Source organism: Streptomyces sp. NPDC050433, assembly GCF_044458565.1.
Taxonomy (GTDB): domain Bacteria; phylum Actinomycetota; class Actinomycetes; order Streptomycetales; family Streptomycetaceae; genus Streptomyces.
Genome location: NZ_JBITIB010000019.1, coordinates 25,056 through 41,269, shown reverse-complemented (window position 1 = coordinate 41,269; position 16,214 = coordinate 25,056). Strand labels below are relative to the sequence as shown.

The 16,214-nt window shown below is 71.5% G+C and carries 15 protein-coding genes and 1 pseudogene; 15 read left to right on the top strand and 1 reads right to left on the bottom strand.

Features of this window, described 5'->3' with window-relative positions; translation table 11 throughout:
- Window position 1 precedes the first annotated feature (1 nt).
- The 15 genes from ACIBLA_RS23115 (at window position 2) to ACIBLA_RS23045 (ending at window position 15,791) form a co-directional block, all read left to right on the top strand.
- The gene (locus tag ACIBLA_RS23115) at window positions 2-835 is read left to right on the top strand and encodes an ABC transporter permease (RefSeq protein WP_399199778.1); all 834 of its coding nucleotides are present in this window, start codon (window positions 2-4) and stop codon (window positions 833-835) included.
- Window positions 836-867: 32 nt separating this feature from the next.
- Complete coding sequence (locus tag ACIBLA_RS23110; RefSeq protein WP_363240440.1) at window positions 868-1,896, top strand: ABC transporter substrate-binding protein; 1,029 nt, start codon at window positions 868-870, stop codon at window positions 1,894-1,896.
- Window positions 1,883-2,677: an ABC transporter permease gene (locus ACIBLA_RS23105; RefSeq protein ID WP_399199697.1), complete on the top strand. Its 795-nt coding sequence runs from the start codon at window positions 1,883-1,885 to the stop codon at window positions 2,675-2,677. Before ACIBLA_RS23110 ends, ACIBLA_RS23105 begins: the two co-directional genes overlap by 14 nt.
- Before the next feature lie 121 nt (window positions 2,678-2,798).
- Window positions 2,799-3,776, top strand: a complete 978-nt coding sequence (locus ACIBLA_RS23100; protein WP_399199696.1) for a dihydroorotate dehydrogenase — start codon at window positions 2,799-2,801, stop codon at window positions 3,774-3,776.
- 79 nt (window positions 3,777-3,855) lie between these two features.
- Entirely contained in the window at window positions 3,856-4,440 is a 585-nt protein-coding gene (locus ACIBLA_RS23095) for a hypothetical protein (RefSeq protein ID WP_363240437.1), read from the top strand.
- The gene (locus ACIBLA_RS23090; protein ID WP_363240436.1) at window positions 4,437-4,919 is read left to right on the top strand and encodes a hypothetical protein; all 483 of its coding nucleotides are present in this window, start codon (window positions 4,437-4,439) and stop codon (window positions 4,917-4,919) included. Before ACIBLA_RS23095 ends, ACIBLA_RS23090 begins: the two co-directional genes overlap by 4 nt.
- Window positions 4,916-6,214 carry a Zn-dependent hydrolase gene (locus ACIBLA_RS23085; RefSeq protein WP_399199695.1) on the top strand — a complete coding sequence of 433 codons (1,299 nt, stop codon included), beginning with the start codon at window positions 4,916-4,918 and terminating at the stop codon, window positions 6,212-6,214. The genes ACIBLA_RS23090 and ACIBLA_RS23085 overlap by 4 nt, the downstream gene beginning before the upstream one ends.
- A 22-nt stretch (window positions 6,215-6,236) precedes the next feature.
- Window positions 6,237-7,145, top strand: a complete 909-nt coding sequence (locus ACIBLA_RS23080) for a dihydroorotate oxidase electron transfer subunit (RefSeq protein WP_399199694.1) — start codon at window positions 6,237-6,239, stop codon at window positions 7,143-7,145.
- The gene (locus ACIBLA_RS23075) at window positions 7,142-8,467 is read left to right on the top strand and encodes a dihydroorotase (protein ID WP_399199692.1); all 1,326 of its coding nucleotides are present in this window, start codon (window positions 7,142-7,144) and stop codon (window positions 8,465-8,467) included. Before ACIBLA_RS23080 ends, ACIBLA_RS23075 begins: the two co-directional genes overlap by 4 nt.
- A 319-nt stretch (window positions 8,468-8,786) precedes the next feature.
- Entirely contained in the window at window positions 8,787-10,328 is a 1,542-nt protein-coding gene (gene hutH, locus ACIBLA_RS23070) for a histidine ammonia-lyase (protein WP_399199691.1), read from the top strand.
- Window positions 10,325-10,594: an acyl carrier protein gene (locus ACIBLA_RS23065; RefSeq protein ID WP_399199689.1), complete on the top strand. Its 270-nt coding sequence runs from the start codon at window positions 10,325-10,327 to the stop codon at window positions 10,592-10,594. The genes hutH and ACIBLA_RS23065 overlap by 4 nt, the downstream gene beginning before the upstream one ends.
- The gene (locus ACIBLA_RS23060) at window positions 10,591-11,724 is read left to right on the top strand and encodes an AMP-binding protein (protein ID WP_399199688.1); all 1,134 of its coding nucleotides are present in this window, start codon (window positions 10,591-10,593) and stop codon (window positions 11,722-11,724) included. The genes ACIBLA_RS23065 and ACIBLA_RS23060 overlap by 4 nt, the downstream gene beginning before the upstream one ends.
- Window positions 11,721-14,123, top strand: coding sequence for a beta-ketoacyl synthase N-terminal-like domain-containing protein (locus tag ACIBLA_RS23055; protein ID WP_399199687.1), 2,403 nt, complete (start codon window positions 11,721-11,723; stop codon window positions 14,121-14,123). The genes ACIBLA_RS23060 and ACIBLA_RS23055 overlap by 4 nt, the downstream gene beginning before the upstream one ends.
- Before the next feature lie 73 nt (window positions 14,124-14,196).
- Entirely contained in the window at window positions 14,197-15,126 is a 930-nt protein-coding gene (locus ACIBLA_RS23050) for a hypothetical protein (protein ID WP_399199686.1), read from the top strand.
- Window positions 15,123-15,791 (top strand): O-methyltransferase, encoded by a 669-nt coding sequence (locus tag ACIBLA_RS23045; protein WP_399199685.1) that lies wholly within the window; start codon window positions 15,123-15,125, stop codon window positions 15,789-15,791. Before ACIBLA_RS23050 ends, ACIBLA_RS23045 begins: the two co-directional genes overlap by 4 nt.
- Window positions 15,792-15,910: 119 nt before the next feature.
- Here the strand turns inward: ACIBLA_RS23045 and ACIBLA_RS23040 are convergent.
- Window positions 15,911-16,211 (bottom strand): annotated as a pseudogene (locus ACIBLA_RS23040) (NUDIX domain-containing protein); the annotation flags it as partial.
- Window positions 16,212-16,214: the final 3 nt, after the last annotated feature.

The following is a 16,214-nucleotide window of genomic DNA, read 5'->3' as shown; positions in this document are numbered from 1 at the left end:
CATGGAAACCCTCACCCGCCGCCGGGGCCCCGACCGGGACGTGAAGGGCTCCGCCGCGTCCGGCCCCGGTGACAGCGGCACCTCCCGCAGGGTCGTACGTGTACTCACGCCGCTCGCCTACGTGGCAGCGGTGCTGGCCGCCTGGAGCGCCTACGTCACGCTGGCCGACGTACCGTCCTATCTGCTGCCCGCTCCCGGTGACGTGCTGGACGCGGGGCTGAAGCTGATACAGGACGGCACGCTGTGGCCCAACCTCACTTACACCCTGCGCAACATCGTGCTGGGTTTCGTCGGCGGGTCACTGATCGGTATCGCCCTGGGCTGGGTCCTGTGGGCCTCCCGCACGGTCCGGGAGATCCTCGCCCCCTACATGGTGCTGCTCCAGGCGGCTCCCAAGATCGCCGTCGCACCGCTGCTGGTGCTGTGGTTCGGTCTCAGCCTGACCTCGCAGTACGCGCTCATCCTGCTGCTGGTCTTCTTCCCGATGGCCATGGCCACGGTGCTCGGGCTGAAGGACGTGCCCGCGGACATCAGCACACTGGGCCGGCTGCTGCATCTGTCCCGATGGCAGTACCTGCGGATGATCCAGCTCCCGGCGGCGGTGCCCGCGCTGCTGGCCGGCGCCAAGATCGCCGTCATCGACGCCATGACCGGCGCGTTCCTGGCGGAGTACCTCGCCTCCGAACGCGGCCTGGGATACCTCATGGTGCTCGGCAACACATCCAGTGACACCCCCCTGCTGATCGCCGCGGTCCTCATCACGGTAGCGGTCGGGCTCCTCGGTTTCGGCCTCGTCTCCCTGGCCGAGCGCAGGCTCCTGCGCGGACGCCGCTGAGTTTCACTCCCACTTCGCCCTAAGGAAAGATCATGAACAGAAGGCCCCTGAAGCTGGTCGGCATTCCCGCCGTCGTGGCCGCCGCCACTCTCCTCGCCGCCTGCAGCCCCGGCTCCTCCGACTCGGCGAAGACGTCGTCCGACGGCACCAAGAAGATCACCATCCAGATCGACGGCGCCGCGGTGCCGTACTACGCCCCGCTGTACGAGGCCAAGGAACAGGGCTACTTCGCCGACGCGGGCCTGGACGTCGAATTCACCTACGCCCAGGGCTCCGACATCGTGAAGAACGTGGCGTCGGGCAACGTCGACTTCGGCTTCCCGAACGGCGACTCGGTCGTCACCGCGTACGGCAAGGGCATCAAGACCAAGGTCGTGCACACCACGTACCAGCAGGGCATCGGCGCGCTGCTGTCGCAGCCTTCGGCGAACATCAAGTCCCCCGCCGACCTGAAGGGCAAGACCGTCGCCGTCACCGACCTCGGCAGCCCGAACTACATCCAGCTCCAGGCGATGCTGGAGAGCGCCGGCCTGAAGCTCTCCGACGTGAAGGTCCGCACCCTGGGCACCGGCGTCATCGTGGACGCGCTGAAGAACGGACAGGTCGACGCGATCGTCTTCTCGCGCCTGCGCTACTACGCGCTCCAGTCCGCCGGGGTCGACGTGAACCAGATCCTGAGTGACAAGTACCTGCCCTCCTTCGGCAACGTGGTCATCGCCGGCGAGGACTTCGTCAAGAACGACCCGGACACGGTCAAGGCGTTCGACAAGGCGCTGAACAGCGGCATCGAGTACACCGTCAAGAACCCGCGCGCGGCGGTCGACATGTCGGTGCAGAAGTACGCCTCCTCCTTCAAGGGCCAGGAGAAGGACATCACCACGATCATCGAGGACCTCTTCGCCAAGAGCCTGTGGCAGTCCGACAACACCGAGAAGAACGGCCTAGGCTCCCCGGACCTCGCGCGCTGGCAGCAGGCCATCGACTCCCAGAGGCAGTTCAAGCTCCTCGACACGTCCTTCGACGCCGGTGACTTGGTGGTGAAGCCGGATGACCTCGGCTGAGGCGCCCGCCCGCCCCGGCCGGACGGCCGACGCCGTCCGGCCGGTGGTGGTCGGCACGTTGTCCCTGCTGGCCGGTGTCGGGCTCTGGTGGCTGGTCACGGTGGCTTTCGGGATACCGGCCTACAAGCTGCCGAGCCCGGCTGCCGTAGCCGATCACGCCTGGCGGTTGGCCGGGGACGACGTGCTCACGGTGCACGTCCAGCAGACGCTGGCCGAGGTGGCCCAAGGTGTACTGATCGGCGCGGTGGCAGGGGTCGTCCTGGCGATCCTCTTCACCCGCTTGCCGCTGGTCGAACGGCTGTTGATGCCGCTCGTCATCGTGGCGCAGGTGACCCCGAAGATCTCGATCGCCCCGCTGATCGTGCTCTGGCTGGGCCTGGGTGTCGGCTCCAAGATCGCCCTCGTGGCCCTGGTGTCGTTCTACCCCGTCATGATCAACATGGTGACGCGGCTACGGTCCGTGCCCAAGGGCGTCGACGACCTGGCCCGTCTGCTGCGCATCGGACCGGTCGCCAGAGCCGTCAAGATCGACCTGCCGTACAGCCTGCCGGCCATCGCCGTGGGTCTGCGCCTGGGGGTTCTGCAGGCGGTGACAGCGGCGGTCATCGGCGAGTTCATCGGAGCGCAGTCGGGGCTGGGCTACCTGGAGAAGCAGGCACAGGACAACGACGACATCAAGCTCGTGATCATCTGCCTCGGGCTGCTCTGTCTCATGGCATGGGTCATGTACGCCCTCATCGGCTGGGCCGAGCGCAAGCTCACCGAGCGATTCGGCGGCTGACACCCCGCCACCCCGGCCGGCCCACGCGTCGGCGGCCCGCACTCCGACCGGCACGGCGGGCTTCCGCCCACTCCCGCCCCCTTTTTCTTCCTCGATCCCCCTGACGCAGAAGGCAGGTCCCATGACGGAGGTCCAGGACCACAGTCCCGCGGTGCTCGACGACCGCGACCGGCATTTCGCGGACCACGCCGCGTTCCGGACCGATCTCGCGGTCTCGCTGGGCCCGCTGCGGCTGGCCAACCCCGTCATGCCCGCGTCGGGCTGCTTCGGGCCTGAACTCGCCGCTCTCCTGCCGGTACACGAGCTGGGCGCCGTGGTCACCAAGACCCTCTTCTCGCAACGGCGTTCCGGCAACCCCTCGCACCGGCTCACCGAGAGCGCGCAGGGGATGCTGAACAGTGTGGGAATCCCCAGCCCGGGCTCGGCGGAGTTCATCCGCACGGTGCTGCCCCGCTACCGGTCGTTCGGGGTACCCGTCGTGGTGAGCGTCGGGGGCCTCGCCGTGGAGGAGTACCTGCGGGTCACCGAGGACCTCGCCGACGCCCCCTGCGAGGCGCTGGAGGTGAACGTCTCCTGCCCGAACCTCGAGCACGGCGGGCTCGCCATCGGAACGGACGCGGCAACCGTGGAGCGTGTCGTCTCGGGTGTCGTGGCACGCACTTCGCTGCCCGTCATCGTCAAACTGACCCCGAACGTGACATCGATCGGTGACATCGCGCGGGCCGCCGAGCAGGCGGGCGCGACCGCTGTGACCGTCGCCAACACCTTCCCCGGCATGGCCATCGACCTGGACGGGCGGAGCGCGGTGCTGGGCAACGGGGTGGGAGGACTGTCCGGACCCGCGGTCCGGCCCATGGTGCTGCGCCTGGTGTGGCAGGCCGCCGCGGCCGTCCGGATACCCGTCGTCGGATGCGGCGGCATCAGCACCGCGCGGGACGTCCTGGAGTTCGTCCTGGCCGGGGCCACCGCCGTACAGATGGGCACCGCGACGTTCACCCGCCCGTACGCGATGACCCAGGTCCTGCGGGACCTCGACGCCCTGTGCCGCGAACTCGGCATCGCCCGTCTCGCGGACGAACGCGGCACGGTGCGGACCTGACCCTCAGCCGCGGACCACCTATGCACCGTCCCGTCCTCGGACCGTCCGGTCCACAGACCGTCCCATCCACGGAGCCCCCATGAACCTCGCCCAGGTCCTGCGTACGGCACCTGACGCCCCCAGCGCCTTCCAGAGCGCCCGGCAACGAAGCGCCGAACTGTACGCCGACATACTCGCGGTGGCCCCCGGCGGCGACGGCCGGGTCGACGTCGAAGCCGTCCAGAGTCGGCCGTCCATCCTGCGCCGCACCGCGGCGCTGCTGTCCGAAGCGCTCCCACCCGGGACCGACCGGTTGGTGTGCGCCGCCCCCGACGGCATCGCCGCCACCACCGCCCTGGCCCTGCACACGGGGCTGCCGTTCGCGACGGTGACCGGTACCGGGGACGACGCCCGGCTGACCGGCGAGGCGCACGCGGGCGAACACACCGTCGTCGTCGTGCCGTTGGTGGGCACGGCGCAGGACGCGGCACCACCGGTACTCGCCGCCACGAAGGCCGGGATGCGGGTCTCCTGCGTCCTCAGCGTGCTCGACAGCGGCGACCGCAGCGTGGCGGACACGCTCCTGGAACAGTACGGAGTACGGTTCCACGCGCTCTTCTCCACCACCCCGTCACGGGCCCCGCTCGGGTCCGCGACCGACAAGAAAGAGGTGGATCCCCGATGACCGAAAGCACCTCCGCGATCCTCTCCGGCATCCGTGAGCTCGGCGCGGCCACGGACGCCTACGGCACCACCCTGAACACGCAGGTTTCCCCGGCCGCGGCCGACCTCGTCGGCCGGGCCGTCGCCGACGCCGTGCGCGACCTGACGCCGGATCGCATCTCGGTGTGGGAGAGCAGCGACGAAGCCGTGCTCGCCCACATCGTGGCCCTGGCGACGGGCGCGACCGTCCTACGGGTCACCGACGAGTCCGGAATCACCTCCGTCACCCCGGCGATCACCCCCGGCGACCGGGTCGTGCTGCTCGCGACCGCCTGGGAGCCGCGCCGGCTACAGGCGATGCTCGGCCTGCTGCGCGGCGCCGCCGCCGAAGTGACCGGGGTGGCCGCTGTCCTGCACACGCCGGCGCTCGATGCCGCGGGTTCCGTAACCGTGGTGTCGCTGCTCTCCGAGGCGGAAGCCTCATCGGCCGGACTCCGATGACCGCACCGACCCTCGCCGCTCCCCGTCGCGCCGACGCCGACCGGCTCCGAACGCACCTGGACACCTTCGCCGGAATGTCGGAGCCCGGCCAGGGCCCCGGCGTCACCCGGCTGGCCTACACCCCGCTGGAGCGCCAGGCCCATGACGTGTACGCGGCGCACATGCGTGCGCTCGGCCTCGACGTACGTACGGACACGGCCGGCAACACAATCGCCGAACTGCCCGGCACGACCCCCGGACTGCCGGGCCTGGGCACCGGCTCCCATCTCGACAGCGTGCCGGGCGCCGGCGCGTACGACGGCATAGCCGGCGTGGCCGCGGCGATGGAGGTGGCACGGCTGTTCGTCTCGGGCGGGATCCGGCTCACCCGGCCGGTCCGCTTCGTGGCCTTCGCCGCCGAGGAGGGAGCCCGCTTCGGACAGGCGTGCACGGGCAGCCGGATCGCCGCCGGACTGACCGGCCCCGCCGACCTGAGGACCAAGCAGGACGCCGAGGGCGTATCGCTGGCACAGGCCATGACAGCCGTGGGCCTCGACCCGGACGACACCGAGGCGGCCCGCTGGCGCGGCGAGGACTGGGCCGCCTTCCTGGAACTGCACATCGAACAGGGCTCCCTGCTGGAGTCCGAGTCCGTTCCCGTCGGACTCGTCGACCTGATCTCGGGCAGTACGCGGCTGCGCCTCGATCTCACCGGACGGGCCTCGCACACCGGGGGAACCCCGATGCGGATGAGGGCCGACGCGATCGCCGCGGCGGCGGAGGTCATCCTGATGATCGAGACCCTCGCCAACGACAGCCGCCATCACGGCACCCGTGCGACCGTCGGACGCATGCACGTCTCGCCCGGGTCCCTCACCACGATCGCCGGGCGCGCCGAGGTGTATGTCGACGTCCGAGACGTCGACAACGACCGGCAGCGGCTGACCGCGGCGGAGATCGTCGACAGTGCGCAGAACATCTGCTCCCGGCGCGGGATCGGGTGCCAGTCCCGGCTGCTGGCCGACGCCTCCCCCGTCATCCTCCCCAGATGGCTCCGGGACACCGTCGCCGAGGCCGCGACGGAGGTCGGGATCGCGCACCGGGTCATGCCCAGCGGGGCCAGCCACGACGCACAGATGATCAACCATGTGGTGCCCACCGGCGTGATCTTCGTCCCCAGTCACAACGGCGGGGTCAGCCACAGTCCCGAGGAGCTGACCCGGCCGGCCGAACTCGCCGTCGGCACCGACATCCTGGCATCGGGTCTTCTGCGACTCGACGCCCGGCTGTCCGCACAGGAGGCCCCAGCGGCATGAACACCCTCGATACGGAAGCAGCATGAACAGCCTCGACACGGAGGTCGGCATACCGGTCCGGGACAGAGTGACACCGCTGCGCGAGTCCAGGCCCGGGTTCGAGTCCAGGCCCGGGTCCGGGACCGACCTGCCCGCCCCGACCTGGCACCGTGCCCGGGTCCTCGCCTCCACCCCGCAGGGCCCGGGCTACCACTTCCTGCGCCTGGAAGCACCGAGCATCGCCCGGACGTGCCAGGCAGGACAGTTCGTGATGCTGACCGCGGCCCGGGACGGGGACAACGGCCCCGTCCTGCCCCGCCCCATGGCCGTGTACGGCCGGAACCCGGGGGCCGGCACCATCGACATCCTCCTCGGAGTGGTCGGTGACGGCACCCGTCGGCTGGCATCCTTCCGACCGGGCGAGCGAATGCTGGTCGTGGGACCGCTGGGCCAGGGGTTCCGGATCACCCGGCGAACGCGGCGCGTCCTTCTGGTCGGACGCGGCATCGGTACCTGTTCGCTGACCACGGTCGCCCAGGAGTGCGCCGGGACCGACGTCGAGATCGTCGCCGTGGCCAGCGGCAGAAGCGCGGACAGGGTCGTAGGCGCAGACGTCTACCGGGCGGCCGGTGTGACACGACTGCACGAGGTCACCGACGACACCGGCGGCAGCGATGTGACCCGGCTCCGGGACATGCTGACGGAGGACCTCGATCAGGCCCCTCCACAGCAGATCATGACGTGCGGTTCGGAGCGGCTGGCCCGGCTCTGCGAGGAGCTCGGCCGACGCTGGGCGGCGGACGTCCAGGTATCGCTGGAAGCCCACATGGCCTGCGGCCTCGGGTACTGCCACGGCTGCGCCACCGGGACCAGAAGCGGTCCCGAGGAGTCCCCGCTGATCTGCGCGGACGGACCGGTCTTCCGCCTCTCACGCCTGGACGCGGACCGGTGAACGGCCCGGCGGGGACGACGATCCTGCGAGGCGTCCGGCCGCTGGGGGGCGCGCCGCGGGACGTGACGGTACGCGGCAGCCGTATCGCCGCCGTAACGGCACCCGGGAACGGGACCGGACCCTCCGAGGCAACGACGGTCGACTGCGACGGGCTGATCATGCTGCCGGCCCTGGTGGATCTCCATACCCACCTGCGCGAGCCCGGTGACACCGCCTCGGAGACCATCGTGAGCGGCACCAGGGCGGCAGCGCACGGCGGGTACTCCGACGTACTCGCCATGGCCAACTGCGTTCCGGTGACGGACACCCCCGAGCGGGTACGGCACATCATCGAGCGGGCGGCGCGAACCGCGTCCTGCCGGGTGCACCCGGTGGGGGCCGTCACCAGTGGGCTCGCCGGCCGAGGCCTCGCCCCCCTCGACGCCATGGCCGCGGCCGGCGCCGTGATGTTCTCCGACGACGGCGTATGTGTCGACGACCCCAGGCTCCTGCTGCGGGCGCTGGAGGCCGCGCGCCGTACCGGAACCCTCGTCGCCCAACACGCGCAGTGCCCGCGTCTTGTGGAGCGAGGCCAGGTCAACGCCGGCGCGGCGGCACACGCCACCGGTCTGCCGCCCTGGCCGGCGACGGGCGAGGAGACGATCGTCGCCCGTGACGTGGTACTCGCCGGGGCCACCGGCGGACGCCTGCACATCTGCCACGTCTCCACAGCGGGGACCGTCGAAATCGTCAGGTGGGCCAAGTCGCGCGGCTGGCCGGTAACAGCCGAAGTGACCCCCCACCACCTGCTGCTCACCGATCTCATGACGCGCGACACCGACCCTCTGCACAAGGTGAATCCGCCCCTGCGCGGTGCCGAGGACGTGGCGGCGCTGCGCGAGGCCCTGCGCGACGGAACCATCGACGCCGTCGCCACCGACCACGCCCCGCACACCGCGTCGAGCAAGGACAACCACTGGTGCGAGGCACCCTTCGGCATGCTGGGCCTGGAGACCGCGCTCCCCGTGGTCGCGGAGGCACTGGGCGCCGGGGGCGAACCGGACTGGGGCCTCGTGGCGACGGTGATGTCGACACGTCCCGCCCGTATCGCGGGGCTCGCGGAGGTGGCGGGCCGTCCGTTGCGCGCGGCGGAGCCCGCGACGTTCACCCTGGTGGACCCCCGGGCCGACTGGCGGGTGGACCGGACCGAGTCGGTCAGCGCGTCGGACAACACCCCGTTCCACGGCATGACGTTCCGCCACCGCGTCGTCGCGACCATGGTCGAGGGCCGCGTCACCGCCGACATCGACCGCAGGCTGACCTTCCCCGCGCGGGTGTCGTAGTCGTGTTCACCAACGGCCAGAGACTAGGTGGTCCTGCCCGTGCCGGTGTCCTGTCCCGGCTTTCGGTGGGCGCCGTCGCGGCAGCCGCGGCCTGGGTGGTGCTTCCCGTGAGCCTCGCGTGACGAGGCCGGGTAGGGCCGAGATGGTGAGGTGCAGCGCCGCTTCGAGTCTGTGGTGCGCAGCGTTCAGGGCTGGCGCTCCACGATCTCGCGTTCCTTCTGGGGTGGTTTGTCGTTGATCAATCGGCACCTGGGCAGCTGCTGTTGCGTACACCGCTCCGGTCGCTGCGCCCCCGTACCCGAACCGCAGGGATTGAGCCGTGCTCCTGGACTCCGACCTCCTCCCCACGATCCCACTCGCGGGCCGGCTCACTTCCGAGGTGCTGGAGCGGGCCGCTCGTCCCGTGCACTTCGAGCCCGGCCCCGAGGTGCGCCAACGGGTCGCCGAATGCCGTGACTTCACTCTGCTGGCCATGGGGGACGGACAGCAGGTGTACGGGGCGACCACCGGGTTCGGGCCGCTCGTGGGGTTTCCCGGCCGGGACAACGGCGCCGAGCAGTGCGACAACGCGCTCAACCATCTGGTGGCCGGGCAGGGGGCGGACCTGCCGCCCGCTGTCGTGCGCGGCGCGCTCGCCGTCCGGCTGTGGTCGCTGTGTCAGGGCCGTTCCGGTGTCTCGCCCGAGGTGGTCGACGCGCTCTGCGCGGCCCTGCGGACCTCTTTCGCACCCGCTGTGCCGACGTACGGATCGGTCGGTGCCAGCGGAGATCTGATCCCGCTGGCCTACGCGGCGCGGGCCCTGCGCGGTCAAGGGCATGCCTACCTCGGCGCGGAGCGCATCCCGGCGGACGAGGCGTTGCGTCGTGCCGGTCTGCGTCCGCTGGAGCTCGACGGGCGAGACGCGCTCGCCCTGGTCAACGGGACGTCGGTGACCGCCGCCGCGGCCGGTCTGGCACTTGTGGGACTCCGGCGCTCGTACGAGGCCGCGCTCACCCTCAGCGCCTGTCTCACCGAACTGCTCGGCGCCGCACCCGCCTTCCTCGCTCCCCAACTGCTCCGGGCCTACGGGCACCCCGACGCCGAGCACGCTGCCGCGGCGCTGCGCGAGCGGCTCGAAGGGAGTGTTCCCTCGGGTGACCGGCCACTACAGGAGCCCTACAGCGTCCGCTGTACGCCGCAACTGCTGGGCGCGGCCAGGTCCTCGCTCGGATACGCGGCGCGGGTCATCGGTGACGACCTCGCCGGGGTCAGCGACAATCCGCTCTTCTTCGCCGAGGACGGCCTGGTCGCCCACGGCGGCAACTTTTTCGGCCAGCCCGTGGCCTTCGCCGCAGACCTCCTCTCGATCACCGCGACACAGATGGGCAATCTGGCCGAGCGCCAGCTCGACCTGCTGGTCGATCCGCACCGCAACGGGGGCCTGCCGCCGATACTGGCCGTCGAGCCGGGCCGTCAGCATGGAGTCCAGGGCGTCCAGTTGGCCGCGACCGCCACAGTGGCCGCGATGCGCCGGGAGGCCGTGCCGGCGTCCGTGCAGAGCCTGCCGACCAACGGCCACAACCAGGACGTGGTGCCCTTCGGCACCCAGGCCGCTCTCACCGCCCTGGCCCAGGCGGAGCGGCTGCGCTGGCTGCACGGCTCGCTGGCCGTGGCCGTACGGCAGGCCGCGCATCTGTCCGGGCGCCGGCCGGCCGCTCCGCGGTGCGCCGATGTCGTGGACCGCCTGATCGCGGCGATCCCTCCGGTGGACCCCGACAGACCGCTCGATGTCGAGGTGCGGCGCGCCGCCGATGTCCTGGACGAGTTCAGCCGTGTCACCGCGACCGAGAACGCCGCCGAGAACGAGGTCCACAGCTCATGACCGAAGCCGTCACCCCCGCCGTCGAGTTGGCCGACAGAGTCCGCGCCGTGGTGGAGGGCGCACTGGGCCGGTCGCTGGACGACTGGCCTGCCGACATGTCGCTCACGGAGTTCCCGAGCGCCACCTATGACAGCCTCATGCAGTTGGAGGTCGCCACTCGACTTGAGCGTGAATTCGGCCTGGAGACAGGTGCGTTGGACACGGGGGATGTCGGCACGCTGGACTCGGTCGCGGCCCGGCTCGCCGAACTGGACGGCCCCTCGTGACCCCAACTCCCGTCCCGTACACCGAGCTTCCCTTCGACGCGCTGTGGGACTCACCCGGCATCGGCTCGACCCCGGCCGGGGCCGAGCCCTCCGACGCGCCGTGGCACCTCCCGTGGGACCGCCTCCCCGCGGCCGACGCCGCGGCTGTCCGCGCGGGACTCGAATCCCGAAGCTACGTATTCCGCACGTCCGGCAGTACCGCCGAGCCCGTGAGCCGCATCCTGTCCGGCGCCCGGCTGAGCGCCGACAGCACACAACTCGCCCGCCTGGTAGACCCGTACGCCCCGCAGGCCGTCGTCAGTTTCGCACCGGTACGGCACGCCTACGGCGCCTCGGCGACGATGCTTCTGCCCGCGGTGACGGGGCTGCCGGTGTGGTTCTGGCCCACGTTCGACTGCCCGCCGCCGATCGTGCCGGCCGCCCGGATCGTCGTGGTCGCCATCCCGTGGACTTTCCGTATCCTGCGCCGGCATCCACGCTGGCTGGCCTCCTTCGAGCACATCACGTTCCTGCACAGTTCCGCCGAACTTCCCCCCGAGGCAAGGGAGTTGTACGACGGCGAGCGCACCGCCGTCGTCGAGGTGCTGGGCTCCACCGAGACCAGCGCGGTCGCCCACCGCCACGGCTGGGACCCGTCGGGCCCCTGGACCCTGTTCGACGACGTCACGATCGCCTCACCCACCCCCGACGCCGGGTCCAACCCTCCGAACACCGCTGACGGTGTTCCGCTGACGGTGTCCGGCCCGCGACTGGCCGCCCTCCCCGACGGAAGCCACCCCGCCTTTCACGAACTGGACGATCTCATCCGGCCCTTGGACGACCGGCGCTTCCTGCGCCTCGGCCGCCGGGCCCACCTGGTCAAGGTCAACGGAGTCCGGCACGACCTCAACGGGATCGCCGCCCGCCTGCGGGCCGCCCTGGACTGTGCCGACGTGGCCTGCGTACGAGTTCCCGACCCGCTGCGCGGAGAGACGTACGACGTGCTGATCGCGGGGGGTACCGGACTCACCGAAGACGCGGTGCGGGCCACCGCGCGCGATCTCGGCGCGGCGCCACGGGAGATCCGGCTGGTGGACCGCGTCCCGCGCAGCTCCCTGGGCAAGCCTCTCGCACCCCGGGCGACCTCATGACCGCGCCGGCCGCCTTCGCGGGCGTCGCCGTGACCGGGATGCATCTCGCCTGCGCGTTGGGTGACACCCCTGCCGCCGTGTGGACGGGAATCTCCGGGGCCGTCCCGGGCCTCACACGGCGCGCGGAGCGCCACACCTGCGGTCTGCTGGCGCGGGACGACAGCGCAGACACCGTACGGCTGGCCGTACGACACGCTGTCGCGGCCTGGGAGCAGGCCGGGCTCGCCCCGCTCCCGGAAGCCGGCCGGTGCGCCGAGCGGGGAGTTCCCGAGCGCGTAGTTCCCGAGCGGGTCGCTCTCGTGCTGGGAACCACCGACTGGGGAGCCCCCGACTTCAGGCACCACCTGCCCACGCACCGGGACCAGGCGCTGGCACGGCCGCACACCGCGGCGGACGCGATCGCCGCGGCACTTGGGCTGACAGGGCCGCGAGAGGTCTTCGTCAACGGGTGCGTCGCCTCCGCCTGCGCACTCGCGCGCGCCGCCGAACTGATCCGCGCGGGAAGGATCGACGCCGCACTTGTGGGCGGAGTCAACGTCCTCGACGACTCCGTACTCGCGGCCTTCGACAGCTGGCGGGCCCTGGACCGCGGCCCGTGCTCCCCCTACGACCGCAGCGCGGGCACCAGCCTCGGCGAGGGCGTGGCCTTCCTCGTCCTGGAGGACGGGGCGGCAGCCGCGCGGCGCGGGGCGAAGCCGGTCGGATACCTGACCGGTCACGCACTGACCGGCGACGCCCACCACATCACGGCGCCGCACCCGCGAGGTGAGGGTCTGCGCAGGGCGGTGTCCGCCGCGCTCGCCGACGCCGGACTTACGCCCGACGAAGTCGGCTACATCAACGGTCACGGGACCGGCACCCGGGCCAACGACACCGCCGAACTGGCCGCCCTGGCAGCCGTGTTCCCGAGCGGTACGCCACTGAGCAGCACCAAGTCCCAGACCGGCCACACGCTGGGCGCCTCAGGTGCCCTCGAAGCGGCCGTCACGCTTCTCGCCCTCCGGCGCGGCATTGTGCCCCCCACCCTCGACGGCGCACTGGGTCCGGCTGCCGACCAGCCGGCCGGTGCTGACACGGTGACGGCGGAAGAGCTCTCGGGGCACACGGCCCGCGGTGGAACACAGGACACGACCGAGTTCCGCCACGCCGTCAGTGTCTCCGTCGGCTTCGGCGGACAGAACGCCGCTCTCGTATTCGCCGCCTCCCGGCCTCCGGCGAGGCCGCCGAAACCCGCCGCGCGGGAGGTGATGGTCACCGGCGCCGGAGTCATCACCCCGAACGCGTACGGACGTTCAGCGTTTCTCGCCCACCTGCGCACCGCCGGACCCGCACCACTCGACTCAGCACTTGAGGCAGTACTCGAACTCGACGAGGACGAGCTGGCGCCTCACATCCCCACGGGGCTCTGGACCAGGCTCGACCCCTTCGGCCGAATCGTGCTCGCCGCCGCCGGCCTCGCCCGGACGGACGCCTTCGGTGAGGAGCCGCCTTTCGGCGAACGCGTCGGAGTGGTCATCGCCACCGCCTCCGGGCCGGTCACCACGCACACCGCCATGGCCGAACTGCATGCCCAGGGCCAGACTCCCAGCCCGCTGCTCGCCCCAAATTCGGTCGCCGCGGTCCACGCCGGGCACGCGGCCATGGCACTCGGCGCCCGAGGCCCGGCGACGGTCGTCAGCGCGGGCGACGCCTCCGGTCTGCTCGCGCTGGGTCAGGCCGCCGACCTGATCCGGCACGACCACGCCGACACCGTGTATGTCATCGCCGCGGACGAGGCGGCTCCCGCCCTCCGTGCCGCCTTCGCCCACCACGGACTGCTCACCAAAGAGGCCGGCCGGCCGTACGACCTCGCCGCAGACGGAGGCGTGCTCACCCCGGCCGGCGTGGCGCTGGTCCTGGAGTCCGCCGGGCAGTCGGCCCGTCGCGGCTTCCGGACGCTCGGCACCGTGCTCACGTGCGCCAACGCCGGGGCGCCCGTCGAGCCCGGCGGCGTGGAGGCGTCCGGCGAAACACTGGCACGATGCCTCACCGAAGCAGCGGCCCGCTCCGGCTTCGGCCCGGGAACACCCCTGCATCTCTACGGCACTTCGTGGGGGAATCCGGCTCTGGACGAGGCCGAAGCCAGCGCTCTCGCCACAGTCCCCGGTGCCGTACTGCCGACGAACATCACCGGCATCACCGGCCATACCCAAGCCGCCGGGGGGCTTCTCGCCACCCTGGCGGCTCTTGAAGCCTGTACGGACCCGGTCGTCGGCCGGCGCCCGCTCACCGCAACCCGCCGCCCGCTCCCCGAGATCACCCGCGCCCTCACCCACCCTGGCCCCGCCCGCGCCGCCCTGGTGACCGCGACCAGTTGGGGCGGCACCTGCGCGGCGGCAGCCGTGCGCGCACCCGCCTGACACGTCACCCCTCCCGAAAGCGACGACCGTCGATGACCGCTGCCCCGCTTGCTGCACTCGTCTGTGTCACATCATGGTGAGCGTCTCCCTGACCGGCTCGGCCCCGACCGGCTGCGCCCCGACTGTCACGGTCCCGCCGCTGCTGCTCCCCATGCCGGACCAGGACCCCGCCGACTGCTCCCACCCCGACTGCCCGGATCTCCTGCGCGTCGAACTGTCCGCCCTGCGCCACGCCCTGACCGGCGAGCCACCGGCGACGCATGTCCCACCCTCCGGCGAGGCGGACCGGGCCCGCCACCGGTGGTTCATCGGCCACCATGCCGCCTTCGTCGTATGGCAGCTACAGGCCCGCGCCCTGCACGCCGTCGCCGCGACCCCCGAACCCCCGGCACAGTCGGCAGTCAGCTGGGCGGCGACCCTGTACGACGCCTACTCCGTACTCTTTCTCTACTCGGGCAGTTGCTCGCCCGAGCTCTACGCCGCCGTCGTGCGCCCTCACATAAGCGCGGCGCACCCCGCGTTCAGCGGCGCGTGGGCCCGTGACTACGCCGCGGTTCCGGCCGCCCTGCGCGTCGTCCGGGGCCGCCACCCCGCGGCCCTCCTCGCTCCGCTGACCCGTGCCGTCCGGGACAATCAGCGAGCACACATGGCGGTGGCCGGGAAACTCGTTCCCAGCGGCGCTTCCCTGCTCCAGCAGGCCGGTCGGCACCCCGCCGACATCACCACCACCGCGGAACACGACCTGTACGACGCGTACTTCCGCGTGCACCGGCGAACGGTGTGCCGTCTCGGCTACGAGGCGCAACTGGTCCGCCGACTCGTCCAGTGCGTGAGCGACATCATGGTGCACGGTCTCGGCCCGAACCCGGACGGATGTCCCGAACGTTTCACGCACGACGCGCTGTCCCTCCTCACGGCCCCCGTCGAGCACATCGCGGCACAGCAAGCACAGCAGGCACAGCAGACCCCAACTCCGCTCCCCTCGAAGGAACTCACGACATGAGCAGCCCTGCGGACCAGATCAAGTCGGTCCCCCTCACCCCCGCCGTGTACGACTACATCGTGGCCCAGGCGGAACCCCTCACCCCCGTCCAAGAACGCCTGATCGCCGACACTCGGGCTCTCGGCGGGCCCGCCGAGATGCAGATCCCGCACGAACAGGGCGTCCTGCTCACCCTGCTGGCCCGGCTCACCGGCGCCCGCCGCATCGTCGAGGTGGGCACCTTCACCGGTTACTCGACCCTTGCCCTGGCCGAAGGGCTGCCCCCCGGCGGCACCGTCCTGACCTGCGACATCTCCACGGACTGGACCGCCATCGCCCAGGAGGCATGGGAGGAGGCCGGCCTGCGGGACCGTATCGACCTCCGGATCGCCCCGGCCCTCGACACCCTCCGGGCCCTGCCGGCGGAGCCGCTCGTCGACCTCGTCTTCCTGGACGCGGACAAACCGGGCTACCGCGCCTACTGGGACGAACTCGTACCGCGCGTCCGTCCGGGCGGGCTCCTCCTCGCCGACAACGTGCTGTACGGCGGCGAGGCGGCCAGCGCCGACGCAGAGGGGAACGGCCTGGCGATCCGCGAGTTCAACGCACACGTCCGCGCCGACGACCGGGTCGAGTCCGTGCTCCTGCCGATCGCGGACGGCCTGACCGTCGCTCGCAAACGCTGACCAACTTCCAGGGCCTCCCAGGGTTTGCCGACGATACGGACTGGAGGCTGCCGGTACACCGCCAACACCTTCCACCAGGTCGCGGGCGGCGAACGGCGACACGGGCCGTTGCGGCTTCATCAGCCACGCTCCCGCCGTGCTGGTGTCCGCCGCGCCTCATGTACGGGGAGTGCGGCCGACCTCGACCAGGTCGGGCGGGGCCAAGAGGATCCAGCGGTACGGCTCAACGCGAGGCTGACCCGCACGTCCGAGAGAGGAATCCACTCGATGCGGTCGGTGATCCCGTTGGCCGACTCGGCGTAGATCAGGGGCTTGATCGGACCAGCGCGCCAACCGGTCCGCCAGGACCTCACGCGCTGCCGCTTCCTCCGGGGTCTCGCCGTCCTCGATCAGGCCCATGGGCAACTCCCAGGCCCAAGCTCC

Bases quoted from the DNA above. Each gene is read 5' to 3' on its own strand.
- ACIBLA_RS23115 (WP_399199778.1), top strand. From the start codon at position 2: ATGGAAACCCTCACCCGCCGCCGGGGCCCCGACCGGGACGTGAAGGGC.
- ACIBLA_RS23110 (WP_363240440.1), top strand. From the start codon at position 868: ATGAACAGAAGGCCCCTGAAGCTGGTCGGCATTCCCGCCGTCGTGGCC.
- ACIBLA_RS23105 (WP_399199697.1), top strand. From the start codon at position 1,883: ATGACCTCGGCTGAGGCGCCCGCCCGCCCCGGCCGGACGGCCGACGCC.
- ACIBLA_RS23100 (WP_399199696.1), top strand. From the start codon at position 2,799: ATGACGGAGGTCCAGGACCACAGTCCCGCGGTGCTCGACGACCGCGAC.
- ACIBLA_RS23095 (WP_363240437.1), top strand. From the start codon at position 3,856: ATGAACCTCGCCCAGGTCCTGCGTACGGCACCTGACGCCCCCAGCGCC.
- ACIBLA_RS23090 (WP_363240436.1), top strand. From the start codon at position 4,437: ATGACCGAAAGCACCTCCGCGATCCTCTCCGGCATCCGTGAGCTCGGC.
- ACIBLA_RS23085 (WP_399199695.1), top strand. From the start codon at position 4,916: ATGACCGCACCGACCCTCGCCGCTCCCCGTCGCGCCGACGCCGACCGG.
- ACIBLA_RS23080 (WP_399199694.1), top strand. From the start codon at position 6,237: ATGAACAGCCTCGACACGGAGGTCGGCATACCGGTCCGGGACAGAGTG.
- ACIBLA_RS23065 (WP_399199689.1), top strand. From the start codon at position 10,325: ATGACCGAAGCCGTCACCCCCGCCGTCGAGTTGGCCGACAGAGTCCGC.
- ACIBLA_RS23055 (WP_399199687.1), top strand. From the start codon at position 11,721: ATGACCGCGCCGGCCGCCTTCGCGGGCGTCGCCGTGACCGGGATGCAT.
- ACIBLA_RS23050 (WP_399199686.1), top strand. From the start codon at position 14,197: ATGGTGAGCGTCTCCCTGACCGGCTCGGCCCCGACCGGCTGCGCCCCG.
- ACIBLA_RS23045 (WP_399199685.1), top strand. From the start codon at position 15,123: ATGAGCAGCCCTGCGGACCAGATCAAGTCGGTCCCCCTCACCCCCGCC.